The sequence below is a fragment of the Muriicola marianensis genome (assembly GCF_014638095.1).
GTDB classification, from domain to species: domain Bacteria; phylum Bacteroidota; class Bacteroidia; order Flavobacteriales; family Flavobacteriaceae; genus Muriicola; species Muriicola marianensis.
In genome coordinates, this window is sequence record NZ_BMFH01000001.1 from 1,573,712 (window position 1) to 1,590,152 (window position 16,441).

A 16,441-nucleotide genomic window follows, 5' to 3' on the forward strand; every position below is an offset into this window, starting at 1 on the left:
CATTCTATTCGTTTTCCGATAACGGGATCGGCATCACGTTAAAGATCTGGTCTCCGGCCCTGTCGATTGGCAGGGTGTTAGACAGGTTGTACCTCCTGAGATCGAACATCCGATGGTTCTCACACCAGAGTGAATATCTCCTCTGCCTCAACAATTCAGTAGTCAATTCCTCCGCCGTATATGGCACAATAGTCGTTGGCATATCCGGAAGGTTTGCTGAATTCCTGATTACGTTGAGCGCATTCTCTGCTTCATCGAGGTCATTCGTCAGGATATTGGCTTCCGCATACACCAGGATAAGTTCCTCGTTACGACACATGTCGATAGGCGATATATTAGAAGCGTAGAGGGCGGTTTGGTATGCCCCTGAGAGATCGTCCTGAGTGGTGGGATTGGCCCTGATCAGGGTCTTGGTGTCTACCCGGGTATCTCCCGCTTCTGCATCGGCAATAAAGGAATCATGGACGATGATCTGATCCCCGTTATTGTCAGGGATCTTAAAGAGTCCGTTGGTCTGATCCCCACTGTCAAGGCTAAACACGTGCTTGGGCCCGATGGTAAGGTCTCCTGCCAGGTCAAAATAAGATGCATTAAGCGCCGTCAGAGCGGCACCCCCGTCACCGGCATATATGGCCGCAACCGCAGCCGTAGCCCTGTTAAACTGGGCAAAGGTGCTGGGAGTATTAAAGCCGTCAAAGCCTGCCAGTGGAAACGAGAACTCGGATCCGGCACTATTCAGGTCGGACAGAGCCTCATCGAGCAAAGCCCTTACAGCTGTGAGGGCAGCATCAAACTCCAGGATGGGACCCAGGTTGTCAGGGTCGGCCACATCTATCCGGGCCCGGTTATACATCTTCAAAACCTCGATCAGCTCAAAAGCGATGATCGTTTTGGCAAATCCCCGATATCCGGCCTTCTGTGTATCGGTTACAGAAGTGGTGTTGTCCAGGGATTGCAAAAGGATATTCGCATTCTTGATCGCAACATATCTTCCTCCCCAGGGAGCAGTGGAATAAAAGGAGTTGTTGTCGAGGTTACTGCCGTTTGCCCCCAGCAGGTCTCCCGTATTTCGGGGATCCGCATCAAAGAGGTATAGCTCCCTCGCCATGGTTCCGGAGGCTGTGGTCTGGATCGGAAGTGAATTTCTCATGGCCGCTTCTACCCCTACAACCAGGTTGTTGAGCTGATTCTCAGAGGCATCGGTCAGAACCCCGGCCAGACTGGGCCTGTTAGGGTCTACCTGTTCATCGAAGGAACAGGCGGAGATAAAAGCACCAAAGAATACCAAGAGCGCCAAACCTCCTATTGATTTATATTTCTGAATGATTTTCATCGCTATTTTTTTAGAAATTAACATTTAAGTGAAAATAGAACTGCTTGGTACTTGGGAAAGGAGTTACCTCTATCCCTGAAGACAGACCGGCTCCACCATTCGTGGACGTTTCCGGATCGTAGCTGGTGTAATCGGTGATGGTGAATATATTCCTTCCGGACACCCCGAGTTTGATCCCGGTCACCGTATCTCCGAAAAATTCCAGAGCACTTGAAGGCAATCTGTAATAGATCGCAGCTTCCCTCAGCCTGAGATATCCCGCAGGTTCCACAAATCGCTCAGCGACAAACCCAAGACTTGTCCGCTCCTGGGCTTCAGGGGTATCGAGATCCGGGGTAGTTCCACCTAAATCCGTCAACAACTTCGAGAGGTTGATGTTATTTCCACCTTTCTTCCATTGAAGAAGGAAGGAAACATCAAACTGCTTCATGATGGTGAAATTGTTGAAGAAACCCATCTGGAAATCAGGTTCTACATTTCCTATCTGGGTAGGTACCCCATTGACGTTACCGGCCAATTGGGTCACCGGCTTGCCCTCTTCTATATAGAAAGTTCCCAGTCCGAGACCGAATCCGGCTCCGGGTTGAGGGAATGGTGGTACATCGAGCCTTGTGATCTCAGATCGGTTGAACCACCAGTTGATATTGGAACTCCAGAAGAAATTGTCCTCCTGCACCGGGTTCACTGTGATCCCTACTTCAACCCCGTAGTTCTTGAGGTCGGCCAGGTTGGTGGTTTCAGACCCGAATCCAGAAGAGGTCGGCAGCACCCTGCTCAGCAGCAGATCGCTCACATTTCTGTTATAGTAGGTTACCTCCAGATTTACTTTGTTGAAGAGTCCGGCATCAAACCCGACCTCAAATTCTGAAGAGGTCTCAGGCTCTACATTCGGGTCCCCTTTAAGGGCCGAAATCGATGATCCTCCGACCCCTCCTATCGACACCTGATTAAGTCCTGTAAAGGCAGAACCAAAGGCTGCGGAAGAACCGGTTTCACCGTAGGCTGCCCTCAACTTGAGTCGCTGCAGGGCTCCTTCGCTCCAGAAGTCGAAATTGTGAAGGTTGACCGCCAGGGATGCCTTGGGAAAACCGTAGTATTTGTTGGGGTCTCCGTTGAGGGTCGATTTGTCTAAACGATATCCAACGGTACCGATCAACTGATCCATGTAGTTACCTTCAACCTGGGCAAAATAACCGAATTCCTTCACCACGGAAGTATTCTGGGTGATGGCCTGGGCTGAACCCTGACTCAGATTGGTCTGATTTGGGATCAGCTGGGTCGATTGGTTAAAGATCAGGTCTGCCTGCTGTTCCAGATAGGAAATACCGGCCTGGGACGTAAGACCCAGATCTCCTCCCATGGCATTGTGGTTCCAAACCGCAATACCCTGGTAGTTGAAGTTGGTAAAGTTGTTCTTACCAACACCAATGAATCCGTTCTGGTTACCTCGCTGTGCCTGATGGGTCTCAGGAACATAGACAAAGGTTTCGTTAGCAAGGAAATCAGCTCCTCCGTTAAAGATAAGCTTCACTGCGTCGTCTCCTGTATTCAGTACGTTGGCCTCCAGTTTGATCCCCTGGATAAATCGATTGTTCTTATCCTCATTCCTCGCGAGGTCCCTTACAAAAATCGGGTTCCCTGAGTAGTTCGGGTTATCCGGATAGGCCCCGGTCTCATCGGGGAAGAGGTTGATCCACGGCCTGGTAAAGGCCAGGGTGTACCCGTAACTCAATCCACCTTCGTTCTCATTACCTGTAAAACTCCTGCTGGAGCTGCTCCTCACGTAGTTGGAGGAAGCCGAGAAATTGAAGGTGTTGGAAATCTTGTGATCGATATTGGCTCTTAATGAGAATCGATCGAAACCGGTATTCTTGATAATACCTTCCTCATCCCTGTAGGAAGCCCCTACATAGAATTTGGTCTTTTCATCTCCCCCGCTGGCACTGATGCGGGTATCTGTGATCAATCCGGTTTCACCATAGATGATGTCTTCGTAATCAAAAAGACCGCCGGCAGCGATGGCCTGGTTGTAGAGGGTAACCTCTGCAGCACCAAAAGTGTCTTCCACACTCTGGGCTGTCCAGGGTCTCAGCCCCAATTTCTTGATGATGGTGTTAAACCCGGTATCCTGGCTGAACTTTACTTCCGTCTTTCCCTGGCTACCGCGCTTGGTGGTGATGATCACAACCCCGGCATTTGCACGCGTACCGTAAATGGCCGCTGCAGAAGCTCCTTTGAGTACCTCAATATTCTGGATATCGTTGGGATCGAGGTCGGCAATCCTGTTGGCCGAGTTCTCCTCATTCCCTCTGTTGGCTCCTGAGGCAAAACGAAGCCCGGATGGGATCTCTGAGTTGTTCACATAAACCCCGTCGACAATGTACAGGGGTTGGTTGTTACCATTGATGGAGGAAATACCCCGCAAGCGCAAGGCAAATCCACCACCGGGTGCCCCTGAGGACGAAGTGATATTAACCCCGGTCAGTTTACCGTAGAGTGCTCCGTCTAAAGTCGACTGTGCAGTGGTCCCTACCAGTTCATCATTTGAGACGGTCGCCACCGCATTGGCGAGGTTACTTCGCTTGATCGATGTACCCAGCCCGGTAACGATAACCTCGTCCAGACCTGTGGCAGATTCAGCCATGGCCACGTTCAGGGTTGTAGGTCCCTCCACAGTCAACTCCCTGGTCTCATACCCAAGGGATGAGAAGACCAGAGTGGCTGGAAAACTGTCCACATTGATAGAATAATTTCCGTCGAAGTCGGATACAGCCCCTCTGGAGGTGCCTTTAACCACGACGTTCACCCCCGCCAGGGGGCCTCCGTAACTGGAATCCGTTATGTTCCCGCTCACTGTTCCCTGCGAAAAACCCAGAATGGGTAACGCCAGAAACAACCACAGGAACGTCTTTCCAAGTAGTTTTTGTTTCATGTTGATTAGTTTTGAGTTAGATTCTTGACTTTCCAAGGTAGTGAAGATTTTTTAACCTCAAAATCTATTTGCCGATTTCTTTGCTTTCCACCAAAGGAATAAATCCCCAAAAATCACTTGTAAATTGGGGGTTGATCGCATTACTTCTTACATTTGCCGCATCTAAAATTCGGATTATCAATGTATAGAAGTCACACCTGTGGTGAGTTGAGAAAAACGCATATTTGCACCGATGTAGTGCTGAGCGGATGGGTACAGAAAGTACGGGATAAAGGATTTGTGGTGTGGGTGGACCTCAGGGACCGTTACGGGATCACCCAGCTGGTGTTTGACGAAGAACGCACATCAGCCGTTCTGCTGACCGAAGCCAGAAAACTGGGACGGGAATTCGTCATTCAGGTCCATGGGTCTGTGATCGAGCGGGCTTCCAAAAACCCTCAACTGCCAACGGGTGAGATCGAGATTTTGGTGGCAGAAATGAAAGTGCTTAATCCCGCGCTCCTACCCCCGTTTACCATTGAGGATGAGACAGACGGTGGTGCGGACCTGAGAATGAAATACCGCTACCTGGATATTCGAAGGAATCCCGTAAAGGAGAATCTTATCTTCAGGAGCAAGGTGGCCATGGAAGTGAGGAATTACCTCTCTTCCCAGGGTTTTATTGAAGTGGAAACCCCTTATCTCATAAAATCCACCCCGGAGGGTGCACGGGATTTCGTGGTACCAAGCCGGATGAATCCGGGTCAGTTTTACGCCCTGCCCCAGTCACCACAAACCTTTAAACAACTCCTGATGGTAGGAGGGCTGGACAAATACTTTCAGATCGTGAAGTGTTTCCGGGATGAGGACCTCAGGGCCGACAGGCAGCCGGAATTTACTCAGATCGACTGTGAAATGGCCTTTGTGGAACAGGAAGATGTACTGAACGCCTTTGAAGGTCTGACCCGTCATTTGCTCAAGGCGATCCGCAACGTGGAGGTCGACACCTTCCCAAGAATGACCTATGACGAGGCAATGCGTACCTACGGCAATGACAAGCCGGATATCCGTTTCGATATGAAGTTCGCCGAACTCAATAAAATAGCTCAGCACAGGGATTTCCAGGTCTTCAACTCAGCCGAATTGGTGGTCGGGATCGCCGTTCCCGGTGGAGCTGCCTTTACCCGGAAGGAGATCGATGGAATCATCGACTGGCTGAAAAGGCCACAGATCGGTGCCAAGGGTATGGTGTACGTACGCTGCCAGGAAGACGGAAGTTTTAAATCGTCTGTAGATAAATTCTACGAACAGGAAGACCTGAAGCAATGGGCAGAAGCAGCCGGCGCCAAGGCGGGCGATCTGGTCTGTGTACTTTCCGGAGAGGCCGATGTGACCAGGACACAGCTGAGTGCACTGCGCATGGAAATGGCAGAACGTCTGGGACTGCGTAATCCCAATGTATTTGCCCCCCTGTGGGTTGTCGATTTCCCTCTTCTCGAAAAAGACGAGGAAACAGGGGATTACCACGCTATGCACCACCCCTTTACTTCTCCAAAGCCGGGTCAGCTCGAATTGCTCGATACCGATCCGGACGCCGTGAGGGCTAACGCTTATGACCTGGTGCTGAACGGAAATGAAATCGGGGGCGGGTCTATCAGGATTCACGATAAAAAAGTGCAGAGCATCATGTTCAGGCACCTCGGATTTTCAGAAGAAGAGGCCAAAGCCCAGTTTGGATTTCTCATGGATGCCTTTCAATACGGCGCTCCTCCCCACGGCGGAATCGCCTTTGGCCTGGACCGGCTGGTAGCCATCCTCGGAGGGCAGGAGACCATCCGGGATTTTATCGCCTTCCCAAAAAACAACAGTGGGCGTGACGTGATGATCGATGCTCCTTCACCTATTGATGAGGACCAGCTCGAGGAATTGAACTTGAGGCTCAGACAGGAGTAATCTTTTCAAATCCGTAGGGCAGGCTTAAGGGTGGTCTGCCTGTAATTTATGTAAAATCGACATGCAGAGACAGATCAAAATTCTGTTTTCCCGATTTTTCAAATGGCGGTATAAACATATCTCCAACAAGACCTTTATCCATATCATGAGTGTGGCAGTGGGGTTTCTCGCCGGTCTCGCCGCGGTTACCCTGAAGAATACCACTTATTTTATCGAGGCCCTGGTCGACCGGGGGATCCATTTTTTCAGTACCCAGCTCTATTTTATAACTCCGATCGTAGGCCTCACCCTGGTGTATCTCTATGTTAAATACGTCCACAGGGAAAAGCTGGAACACGCCATCTCTTCCATTCTCCTTGCCATGTCCAAGAAGAAGGGGATCATCAGTGTAAAGAAGATCTACACCCCTCTGATCACAGCCCCGCTTACTGTTGGATTCGGGGGTTCCGTGGGACTTTTGGGGCCCGCCGTGGCATCAGGGGCCGCAATTAGTTCTAATTTGTCTCGCTTTCTGCACATAAATGCCAAGACCCGTTCCCTGCTGATCGCCTGTGCATCTGCGGGAGCCATCGCATCCGTCTTTCAATCGCCCATTGCCGCCATCATCTTTGCCGTGGAGGTGTTCAGCCTGGACCTGACCATGATCTCCTTGCTCCCCCTGCTCTTTGCTTCTATCTCCGGGGTACTTACCTCATATTTTTTCCTGGGCGATGAGACCCTGTTCTTTTTTAGCATCACTGAAAAGTTCCAGATAAGGGATACGGCTTTTTATATCCTGCTGGGGGTGGGAACCGCCTTTGCTTCCATCTATTTTACCAAGATGTATTTCGGTATCCTGCAGTTCTTCAAAAGGTTCAGGAGCCCCAAATACAAGCTCCTGGTTGGCGGGATCGCCATCGGGGTCATGCTGTACTTTATCCCGCCTCTCTATGGGGAGGGATTTGGTTTTATCAATCACCTCTTAGAGGGAAATTCCCTGGAGGCCCTGGGAAAAACCCCTTTTGACGATTATACGTCCAATATCTGGGTGGTCATCGCCCTCCTTTTCGGGATTACCATCTTTAAGGCAGTAGCCATGACAACCACCTTTGCCGCAGGGGGTGCCGGTGGGATCTTTATCCCTACCATGGTCATGGGCAGCACCCTGGGGAATGTGGTCGCCAAGGTGATCAACAACCTCGGAATGGGCTTTGAGGTCAATGAGAGCAATTTTACCCTGATCGGGATGGCCGGGCTTATAGCGGGGGTATTACACGCGCCTTTGACAGCAATATTCCTGATCGCCGAGATCACAGGGGGCTATGAACTTTTCGTCCCGCTGATGATCACCTCGGCCATCTCCTTTCTGATCACCAAGAATGCCATGGATCACACCATTTATACCCGGGAACTAGCCAAGGCGGGCGCCCTGATCACCCACGACAAGGATCAGACGGTCCTGACCCTTATGCAACTGGACGACGTCATTGAAAAGGATTTTAAGACCGTGAACCTGGAGATGACCCTGGGGGAGATGTTACATCAGTCGGTGGCAAAATCGACCCGGAACATTTTCCCGGTGGTCAACAAAGAAGGGGTTCTTATGGGAATTGTCCTGTTGGATGATGTCAGGGATTTTATGTTCGATACGACTTTGTACGACAAGATCCTGGTGGAAACACTGATGCACAATGCCCCGGAACACATATTTTACGAATCGGATTCCATGCAGGCCGTCATGCAAAAATTTCAGGACAGCAGCGCCTGGAATCTCCCTGTGATCCGGGAGGGGAAATACTACGGCTTTGTCTCCAAATCTAAATTGCTCACTGCCTACAGGCGTAAGCTGATCAATTTTACAAAGTAAGAACATGTTTAAAAGCAAATATCTCATCACGGCCATTGTTTTACTTTCCCTTGGAGCCATCGTATATGGCTTTATCGTCATTGGTGAAGATCCTGCCTTGGGCAACAAATGCATCGGTTTCGGGACCGTAGGCCTGTTCCTTCTGGCCATGCCGCTATTCCTGCTAAAGGAGAGCAAAGGAAAGAAGGTGAAGGACTATATGCTGACAGAAGACAACATCCGAAAAATGCGGGAGGTCGAGGATAAAAAGTCCCGAAAAGACTCAACCTCAGACAAATAATGATAATTCCTCTGCTTCATCTGCCTAAAATTCCATATTTTAGTAGTACACATATTATTTATTAATCTTTTATTGGATGACTGGAACAGTAAAATTCTTTAATGAATCCAAAGGTTACGGATTCATTACCAACGACGAGACCGGAAAAGACATCTTTGTTCACGCCACTGCCCTGAATGGGATAGAGTTGAACGAGGGAGACAAAGTAGAATACGAAGAAGCAGAGGGGAGAAAAGGAATGGTTGCCGCCAAAGTACAGGTGGTAAGCTGATATATTTTATTTTGATTGAAGGCTAAGCACCCGTTCTATACGGGTGCTTTTTTTTTGTCCTTAGTTCAGGTTTCGCCTCTGGATAAAGAACCGTTTCAGCAATTCACTTGCTTCCTTTTCCATCACCCCGGCAGTGATATGGGTCTTGGGATGCAACTTGCCCCCCGATGCAGAAAAGCCACGCTGAGGATCAGGGGCGGCATAGACGATCCTGGGGATCTGGCTCCAGTACAGGGCTCCGGCACACATCAGGCAGGGCTCTAGCGTTACGTAAAGGGTACAATCGTACAGGTATTTCCCCCCGAGAAAATTGGAAGCGGCCGTGATAGCGAGCATCTCCGCATGGGCCGTGACGTCATTAAGCCTTTCGGTCTGGTTGTGGGCCCTGGCGATGATCCTGCCTTGCACGGAAATGACAGCCCCAATAGGCACTTCCCCCTCCTGAAAGGCTATTTCTGCTTCCTGCAGGGCCTTCCTCATGAAATACGCATCGTCCAGTATGAGATCCATGGGGTCAAAAATACAATTTTCATCGATGGTGCAACCTCCTTCAAATCCGAATTAATGTACCTTTGTCCCCTGTATGAAACTCCTGGATTCCATACACAGTCCCGAGGATCTCCGCAAACTGCCAGAGGAGAAGCTGATCGCCCTTTCCGGGGAACTCAGGGAATTCATCATCGACATCGTTTCGGCTAAAGAGGGGCACCTCGGTGCTAGCCTGGGAGTGGTAGAGCTCACCATTGCCCTCCATTACATCTTCAATACCCCCCATGACCGACTCATCTGGGATGTGGGTCACCAAGCCTACGGCCATAAAATACTGACCGGCAGGCGGACGCGTTTTAACACGAACCGGCAGTTCGGCGGGATCAGTGGTTTCCCTAAGCGGGAGGAAAGTGAGTACGATGCCTTCGGTACCGGCCACAGTTCCACCTCCATCTCGGCTATGATTGGGATGGCCCTGGCAGCCAGGCTGAAAGGGGATAACGAAAGGGAGCACATTGCCGTGATCGGTGATGCCTCCATTGCCAGTGGCATGGCTTTCGAAGGGCTGAACCACGGGGGCGTCCTCGATGCCAACCTCCTCATCATTCTGAATGATAATGCCATTGGGATAGACCCTAGCGTGGGAGCCCTTAAGCGATACCTGACCAATGTTAAAAAAGGGACCGCCAAGGAAGAAAATATCTTCGAATGTCTGAATTTCAACTATTCAGGGCCTGTTGACGGGCATGACCTCCCGGCCGTAATGGAAGCCTTGCGCAGGATGAAACAGATAAAAGGCCCCCGGTTACTGCACCTGATCACTACTAAAGGAAAAGGACTCAAACAGGCCGAGGAGAACCAGATTGTCTATCACGCTCCGGGAAGATTCGACAGAAAGACGGGGGAACTCACTCCCTCCCCTTCTTCCGACCAGCCCCCCAAGTACCAGGACGTTTTTGGACTCACCCTGGTGGAACTGGCAGAAATAAATGACCGCATCGTGGGCATCACCCCTGCCATGCCCACAGGCAGCTCCCTGAAATACATGATGGAAGCATTCCCAAACCGGGCATTCGATGTGGGGATCGCAGAGCAGCATGCGGTAACCATGTCTGCAGGCATGGCGGCCGAAGGCCTGATCCCTTTTTGTGCAATCTATTCCACCTTCCTGCAAAGGGCCTATGACCAGGTCATCCACGACGTGGCACTTCAGGATCTCCCCGTGATCTTTTGCATAGACCGGGCCGGACTTGTCGGGCAGGATGGGGCTACACATCACGGGGCTTATGATCTTGCCTATTTGCGTTGCATCCCGAATATGATCATTTTTACGCCCATGAATGAAACAGAGTTGCGCAATATGCTCTTTACCGTGCAACAAGGAGTCGATCACCCTGTAGCTATCCGATATCCCAGGGGAAGAGGAGTGATCTCCGGGTGGCGCACCCCTTTTGAGACCATCCCGGTGGCCAGTTCCCGGGAACTGGTAAAAGGAACCTCTATTGCCTTACTATCCCTGGGACACATTGGGAACCAGGCGACAAAAGCAATAAGAGCATTAGGGAATCCCAAAGAGATCGGGCATTACGATATGCGGTTTGCCAAACCCCTGGATGAGATCCGACTTCACGAGGTCTTTTCCCGATACGACCTGATCGTAACCCTGGAGGATGGTTCTATTTCTGGAGGTTTTGGGAGTGCGGTGCTCGAATTCGCCAATTCGAACGGATATCGGCAAAAGGTTACATGCCTCGGGATCCCCGACAGGTTTATCGAGCAGGGCACCATTGAAGAATTGCAGGATGACGCTGGCATCAGCGAAGAGGCGATCACCCGTTGTTTAATCCAGTTGTTACATGAGGTTCGATAGGTTATTAACATGCTTATTCCTTCTCTGCCTGCCGTTTTGGGGAATAGCGCAGGATACCATCCCTCCCACGGAAGAGCCCGATACCACAGTGGTTGACACCATCGTGATCCGTGCCTTCCAGGAAAAGATAAAATATATCCCCAGGGGGGTAAACCTCACCAATCCGGTCATTTCCTTCAAGACAAGGCCCAGGACCCGAAGGTTCAATCGCTTTAAAATACCCTCATTCTGGGATGTGGAGAACAACCTGGGGCTCAACCTGAGTGAAGTGGCCTTTGTGAACTGGAATGCCGGGGGTGATAACGCATTCTCCGCCCTGGCCAATGCCAAATTTGTCCGCAATTACAAGTTCAGATATGTTCAATGGAACAATGACCTAGTGTTGAGATACGGAGTCAATGTACAGGAAGGGCAAAAACTCAGGAAAACAGAAGATGCTATCCGGTTCTCCTCCAGCTTTGGATACAGGAGGGATACCTTAACCAGTTGGTACTATTCGGCCAAAGTGAAATTCAACACCCAATTCTCCAATGGGTACAAATATCCGGACCGAACCACGCCCATTTCCCGTTTCATGTCTCCGGGTTACCTCTTTCTCGGGGGTGGTATTTCCTATATTCCCGAGGGTAAGAACTTCAATCTTTATATGTCTCCTCTCACCCAGAAAGCCACCTTTGTACTGGACCAGAACCTGGCTGATGACGGGGCCTTCGGAGTGCAAAAAGCGGTGCGGGATTCCACGGGGGCTGTTATCAGGGAAGGGGAGAACAAATTCATAGAGCTCGGTATCTCGGTCACAAACGAATGGAAGACCCCGGTCTGGGAAAATGTAACCATGGATCACCGACTAAGTCTGTACACGGATTATCTCAGGTCTTTCGGGAATGTGGACATCGACTGGGAGCTCAACTTCGTCTTCACGGTGAATTCGTTCCTGAAGGCAAATTTCGGTACTCAGATCATCTACGATGACGATATCCGTTTTAATCCGGTGATCGCTGACGATGGCTCGGTGATATCCCCCGGTGTTCCGCGAATTCAGTTCCGACAGTTGCTCGCAATCGGTTTCAGCTACGATTTTTAAAGCTGCTTTCCTGTGATCTTGTTGTGAATGTGAACGGCACGGCTGTCTGAGAGGCTGGCGACAAAACAGCAACACTGCAGAAGGATCGCATAAAGAGAGCCCTTGGTCTCCCTGAATATCTCAGGCAGGGTAGTAAGCAGGAGTTTATCGTAATTGGTCGCGGCCCCCTCCCGGGTCCTTACCATGGCCCCGGAGTACGCCTCCAGTATGTCAGAGATGATGCGGTAGCCGGCAATCTCCTTTTCGATCACCTCTTGGGATCGGTATACGCGTTCTGCACTGATGTCCAAAATATCTCGGATCTGTGCCTTGTACTGGCTCTTTTCCAGCAGGGCCGTGCTAAATTCCCCATTGAGAATTTCCTTTTCGTTCTCCATAAATACACGGGTCGCATCCGCGATCAATGTACTGATGGACAAGGCCCTCAAATAGCTTAGCCGGTCTTCCTTGTGTGCCAGGCTGTGGTACTTCCTGGTGTCTATCCGGTCCTTCACCAGTTTGATCAGGTACTCCAGGGCATAGTCCTCGGGGATCAGCCCCAGGTTGATCCCGTCCTCAAAATCGATGATGGTATAGCAGATATCGTCAGCGGCCTCCACCAGAAAGGTAAGGGGGTGGCGGGAATAACTACCTGGATGCTTCCTGCTGATCAGACCCAGTTCTCCCACTACCTCGGTGAAAAAAGGGATATCATTCTGAAAACAGGCATATTTCTTGTCGGCTATGTGCCCGGTGGGTTTCTTGGGCAGGGATTCCTTCGGGTATTTCAGGAAAGCTCCCAGGGTGGCATAACTGAGCCTCAATCCCCCTTCTACCCCCTCCCTTGACTCGGTCAGGATCTTGAATCCGTTGGCATTCCCTTCAAAATCCAGCAGATCCTGATACTCCTTATCACTCAGTTCCTCACGATAACAGGCTCCGGGACCGGAACGGAAGAATTCTCCTATGGCCTTCTCTCCGCTGTGGCCAAATGGGGGATTGCCAATATCGTGGGCAAGGGCTGCGGCAGCCACGATAGCCCCAAAGTCGTTGAACCGGTACCCGTGTACCTCCTGTAGATGAGGATAGACTTTCAGAATTTCCTTTCCGGCACTTCGGCCCAGACTTCTCCCTACCACCGAAACCTCCAGGCTGTGGGTAAGTCGGGTATGCACAAAATCCGTTTGAGACAGAGGGATCACCTGCGTCTTGTCCTGCAGGCTGCGAAAAGCAGCAGAAAAGATGATCCGGTCATAATCCACCTCAAACCCGAGTCGGGTTTCATCCTGTTCTTTTCTCAGGCGTTTGTTTGTGTCGCCATAGCGGCGTAAGGAAAGGAGTTGTTCCCAGTTCATTTTTGAAATTTGGACGCAAGATAACCCTTTTGCCACCTATGATTTCAACTGTGATTCTATAAAATATCAGGGCCACCATCGCGTAACCTTGAGGTAACAATAAAACAATAAAGGTTTAACACGTGGCTAACAAAGCCTTTACAAAGCATGGCGTTCTTTGCAGCGTGAAATTGAAATCTTCTTTGATGAGAAATCTTTATATAGTTTTAATTTTTCTTTTTAGCCAGTCATTGCTTTCACAGACCAACGGAAGTATTGTCGGAAAACTGACTGATAAGGAAGTAAATAATGAGCCCCTTGCTTTTGCCAACGTGCTTCTCAAAGGCACCACCAAGGGCACGACCTCAGATTTCGATGGTTTATACGAGATCTCGAATGTCGCCCCGGGTTCTTACACCGTTGTCTTCACCTTCCTGGGCTACGAAACCCTGGAAATCCCGGATGTTATTGTCGAAGCCGGCAAGGTGACCGAAGTGAACGCAGCCCTGGGGGCCGGAAGCGTTTCCCTTGATGAAGTGGTCATTACCACTACTGTTGCCAAAGAATCCGAAGCAGCTTTGTTGCTCGATCAGAAAAAGGCGGTACAGATCAAAGAATCTATCGGTGCTGAAGCCCTTACGAAAAAAGGTATTGACGACGCTGCAGCGGCTGTTGCCCAAATCTCAGGGATATCGAAACAGCAAGGTTCCAGTGATGTATATGTTCGCGGACTCGGAGACCGGTACCAGAATACAACCATGAACGGCCTTTCACTGCCTTCCAATGATGTCAATAAAAAGAACATCAATCTCGATCTGTTCTCTTCCAGCATCATAGAGAATATTGCAGTAAGCAAGGCCTACACTCCCTTGTTTTACGGTGATTTCTCCGCAGGGAACGTCAATATTGATTCCAAGGAATACACGGGTAATGGTTATGTAGACATCGCCCTGGGAAGCGGGTTGAATTCTAACGCCGCAGGGACTGATTTTGTCACCAGCGAGGGAACAAGTTTCTTCGGTTTTTACAACCGTTATGACAACGACCCATTTGCGGTGATCCTGTCTCATGGGGTCGATCCTGACCAGGCTCCTGATCCTGTGAATATTTCCGGCTCCATTGAAGGCGGGTATTCTGTGAACCTGAGCGATGAATCCAGATTGAGCTTTTTCGGAATGGCCAGTTTCAGTAACGGGTATCAGTTCCTGGAAGGTCCTGCCCTGGATTTTACCAACGATATCAAGGTGCGGTTCCCCCTGGTGAATGAGTATGCTTACAACACTACCACAACAGCAATGGGGGCCATTTCCTACAGGATCAACAGTGACCACAAGCTGAAATACACCTCCCTGTTCATCAACAGTGCACGGGATGCGGTTGGTTATTACGGGATTGGCGGGAACGGATTCAACCGGGACGGTTTTAGTAATAACGGAGATGGTGGATACTTCCAGCTGAACGTGCAATTCAACCAGGACATGATCTTCGTAAATCAACTGAATGGAGAGCATACCTTTGATGAGGATTGGAAGTTAGATTGGGGAATTGGGTTTAACAAGGTCTTATCCGATGAGCCAGACAGAAAAAGGATTTCCCTGGAAGATTACCAGTTTGCCCTGGATGATGATCCTAACACCAATCCGATCTTTTACGACAACATTGCCTTTGACAACCAGCGTTACTTCCAAAGCATTGAAGATGATGAGCTGAATAGTTTTATCAACCTGTCCAGGAAAGTTTCAGATAAGGTGACCTTGAATTTTGGATATAACGGCAGGCGTAAGGAAAGGCGTTTCAACAACTGGCGATACGGGTACCTGATCGCCGATAAAAATGCGAATCCCGTAACCGATGTCAACAATTTCAATGACTTCTTTGATGTATCTAACATCAACCTACCCGCCGGGTCAGGGCTTTGGGATCTGTTTATTGTCAGGAATCCCGGGAATGAAAACATCGGCCTGATCAACAGACCCCAGGCTTATGAGAACATATATCAGGGGAACCTCGACATTCACGGGGTGTATGCTACAGCAGAACTGAACCTGAGTGACAAGTGGCTGTTGATCCCAGGCTTCCGGGTAGAGTCCTACAACCAGCGGATCGCTTACGACGTGATCAACCCCGTTCCTACCGATCCCGGATTCAGGAACGCCTACGAGAATATTTATCTCCCCAGCTTAAATGTTCGCTATGCTTTGAATGAAGATGCCAACCTTCGGTTTTCTTTCAGCAAAACGGCCTCTTTCCCAGAATTTAAAGAAGCAGCGAATTTCGTGTACGAAGGGGTGGTGCAGCGTGTAGGAGGTAACCCCGACCTGCTGGGGAAACCAGACGGGACCGGACCTATCTATTCTGAGATCTTTAACTATGACCTGAAATACGAATGGTTCCCCAACAGGGGTGAACTGATCTCCGTTGCCGCCTTCGCTAAAGCGATCAACGATCCCGTGAACCGGGTAGTGGCAACCGATGCTACAGGAAACCAGCGTTATTTCAGGACCGGAGACCAGGCTAAAGTTTACGGTGTTGAAATAGAAGTGAGGAAGAATATCCTCACTGACGAGAATGATAATGGGATCCTGTCCTTCGGCGCCAATGCGGCATACACCCACACGGAACAGGACCTTAAAACCGTGTCTACAGCCGACGGTTTCACCTTTGGCACCTCTTTCGCAAACAGGACTTCCGAAGAGCTTGAAGGGGCGTCCCCAATCATTATAAATGCCGATATCAACTACAGCCCGGAGTTTGAGAATTACAAACCTGCAGCCTCCCTGGCTTTCTCTTATTTCTCTGATCGTATCTATGCGATCGGGAGTGGGAACCTTGGAAACATGGTCGAAAAAGCCGTGCCCACGATGAACTTTGTATGGCGAAACGCATTTGGGGAGCACTTTGAAGCGAATCTGAGTGTACAAAATATCCTGAATCCAAATATCTCCCTTGTACGTGAAAATACCGGGGTGGAAGAAAACAATCCCCTGGTCCGGGGCTTCGTAAGAGATGGCGACGTCATCTTGCGGGAGTTCAAGAGGGGAATCAATGCGGGCCTGACTCTGAAATATAAATTTTAAAGCTAAATAAACTT

At 49.9% G+C, this 16,441-nt stretch carries 11 protein-coding genes; 7 read left to right on the forward strand and 4 right to left on the reverse strand.

Annotated elements, in window-relative coordinates:
- Window positions 1-4: 4 nt before the first annotated feature.
- Together IEV19_RS07145 and IEV19_RS07150 are read right to left on the reverse strand one after the other, a co-directional pair.
- Window positions 5-1,333, reverse strand: coding sequence for a RagB/SusD family nutrient uptake outer membrane protein (locus tag IEV19_RS07145; protein WP_188369966.1), 1,329 nt, complete (start codon window positions 1,331-1,333; stop codon window positions 5-7).
- Window positions 1,334-1,343: 10 nt separating this feature from the next.
- Complete coding sequence (locus IEV19_RS07150) at window positions 1,344-4,265, reverse strand: SusC/RagA family TonB-linked outer membrane protein (RefSeq protein WP_188369967.1); 2,922 nt, start codon at window positions 4,263-4,265, stop codon at window positions 1,344-1,346.
- A gap of 180 nt (window positions 4,266-4,445) precedes the next feature.
- Here IEV19_RS07150 and aspS point away from each other — a divergent pair, with 180 nt between their 5' ends.
- The 4 genes from aspS to IEV19_RS07170 all read left to right on the forward strand — a co-directional run bounded on the left by aspS (window position 4,446) and on the right by IEV19_RS07170 (window position 8,594).
- Entirely contained in the window at window positions 4,446-6,197 is a 1,752-nt protein-coding gene (gene aspS / locus IEV19_RS07155) for an aspartate--tRNA ligase (RefSeq protein WP_188369968.1), read from the forward strand.
- Between the two features lie 61 nt (window positions 6,198-6,258).
- A complete protein-coding gene (locus tag IEV19_RS07160; protein ID WP_188369969.1) occupies window positions 6,259-8,043 on the forward strand; it encodes a chloride channel protein in 1,785 nt (594 codons plus the stop codon).
- Between the two features lie 4 nt (window positions 8,044-8,047).
- The gene (locus tag IEV19_RS07165; protein WP_188369970.1) at window positions 8,048-8,323 is read left to right on the forward strand and encodes a hypothetical protein; all 276 of its coding nucleotides are present in this window, start codon (window positions 8,048-8,050) and stop codon (window positions 8,321-8,323) included.
- 76 nt (window positions 8,324-8,399) lie between these two features.
- Window positions 8,400-8,594, forward strand: coding sequence for a cold-shock protein (locus IEV19_RS07170; protein ID WP_188369971.1), 195 nt, complete (start codon window positions 8,400-8,402; stop codon window positions 8,592-8,594).
- A 60-nt stretch (window positions 8,595-8,654) separates the two neighbouring features.
- On the opposite strand, the gene IEV19_RS07175 is transcribed toward IEV19_RS07170, so the two are convergent.
- Window positions 8,655-9,104, reverse strand: coding sequence for a nucleoside deaminase (locus IEV19_RS07175; protein ID WP_188369972.1), 450 nt, complete (start codon window positions 9,102-9,104; stop codon window positions 8,655-8,657).
- Between the two features lie 73 nt (window positions 9,105-9,177).
- Here IEV19_RS07175 and IEV19_RS07180 point away from each other — a divergent pair, with 73 nt between their 5' ends.
- The gene (locus IEV19_RS07180) at window positions 9,178-10,953 is read left to right on the forward strand and encodes a 1-deoxy-D-xylulose-5-phosphate synthase (RefSeq protein ID WP_188369973.1); all 1,776 of its coding nucleotides are present in this window, start codon (window positions 9,178-9,180) and stop codon (window positions 10,951-10,953) included.
- A complete protein-coding gene (locus tag IEV19_RS07185) occupies window positions 10,940-12,037 on the forward strand; it encodes a DUF3078 domain-containing protein (RefSeq protein ID WP_188369974.1) in 1,098 nt (365 codons plus the stop codon). The genes IEV19_RS07180 and IEV19_RS07185 overlap by 14 nt, the downstream gene beginning before the upstream one ends.
- On the opposite strand, the gene dgt is transcribed toward IEV19_RS07185, so the two are convergent.
- Window positions 12,034-13,371, reverse strand: a complete 1,338-nt coding sequence (gene dgt / locus IEV19_RS07190; RefSeq protein WP_188369975.1) for a dGTP triphosphohydrolase — start codon at window positions 13,369-13,371, stop codon at window positions 12,034-12,036. The two genes, IEV19_RS07185 and dgt, sit on opposite strands and share 4 nt — an antisense overlap.
- Window positions 13,372-13,556: 185 nt before the next feature.
- Here dgt and IEV19_RS07195 point away from each other — a divergent pair, with 185 nt between their 5' ends.
- The gene (locus IEV19_RS07195; RefSeq protein WP_188369976.1) at window positions 13,557-16,427 is read left to right on the forward strand and encodes a TonB-dependent receptor; all 2,871 of its coding nucleotides are present in this window, start codon (window positions 13,557-13,559) and stop codon (window positions 16,425-16,427) included.
- Window positions 16,428-16,441 lie beyond the last annotated feature (14 nt).

Excerpts from the sequence above, each read along its gene's own strand:
- IEV19_RS07145 (WP_188369966.1), bottom strand. The coding sequence starts at position 1,333 with ATGAAAATCATTCAGAAATATAAATCAATAGGAGGTTTGGCGCTCTTG.
- IEV19_RS07150 (WP_188369967.1), bottom strand. The coding sequence starts at position 4,265 with ATGAAACAAAAACTACTTGGAAAGACGTTCCTGTGGTTGTTTCTGGCG.
- aspS (WP_188369968.1), top strand. The coding sequence starts at position 4,446 with ATGTATAGAAGTCACACCTGTGGTGAGTTGAGAAAAACGCATATTTGC.
- IEV19_RS07160 (WP_188369969.1), top strand. The coding sequence starts at position 6,259 with ATGCAGAGACAGATCAAAATTCTGTTTTCCCGATTTTTCAAATGGCGG.
- IEV19_RS07165 (WP_188369970.1), top strand. The coding sequence starts at position 8,048 with ATGTTTAAAAGCAAATATCTCATCACGGCCATTGTTTTACTTTCCCTT.
- IEV19_RS07170 (WP_188369971.1), top strand. The coding sequence starts at position 8,400 with ATGACTGGAACAGTAAAATTCTTTAATGAATCCAAAGGTTACGGATTC.
- IEV19_RS07175 (WP_188369972.1), bottom strand. The coding sequence starts at position 9,104 with ATGGATCTCATACTGGACGATGCGTATTTCATGAGGAAGGCCCTGCAG.
- IEV19_RS07180 (WP_188369973.1), top strand. The coding sequence starts at position 9,178 with ATGAAACTCCTGGATTCCATACACAGTCCCGAGGATCTCCGCAAACTG.
- IEV19_RS07185 (WP_188369974.1), top strand. The coding sequence starts at position 10,940 with ATGAGGTTCGATAGGTTATTAACATGCTTATTCCTTCTCTGCCTGCCG.
- dgt (WP_188369975.1), bottom strand. The coding sequence starts at position 13,371 with ATGAACTGGGAACAACTCCTTTCCTTACGCCGCTATGGCGACACAAAC.
- IEV19_RS07195 (WP_188369976.1), top strand. The coding sequence starts at position 13,557 with ATGAGAAATCTTTATATAGTTTTAATTTTTCTTTTTAGCCAGTCATTG.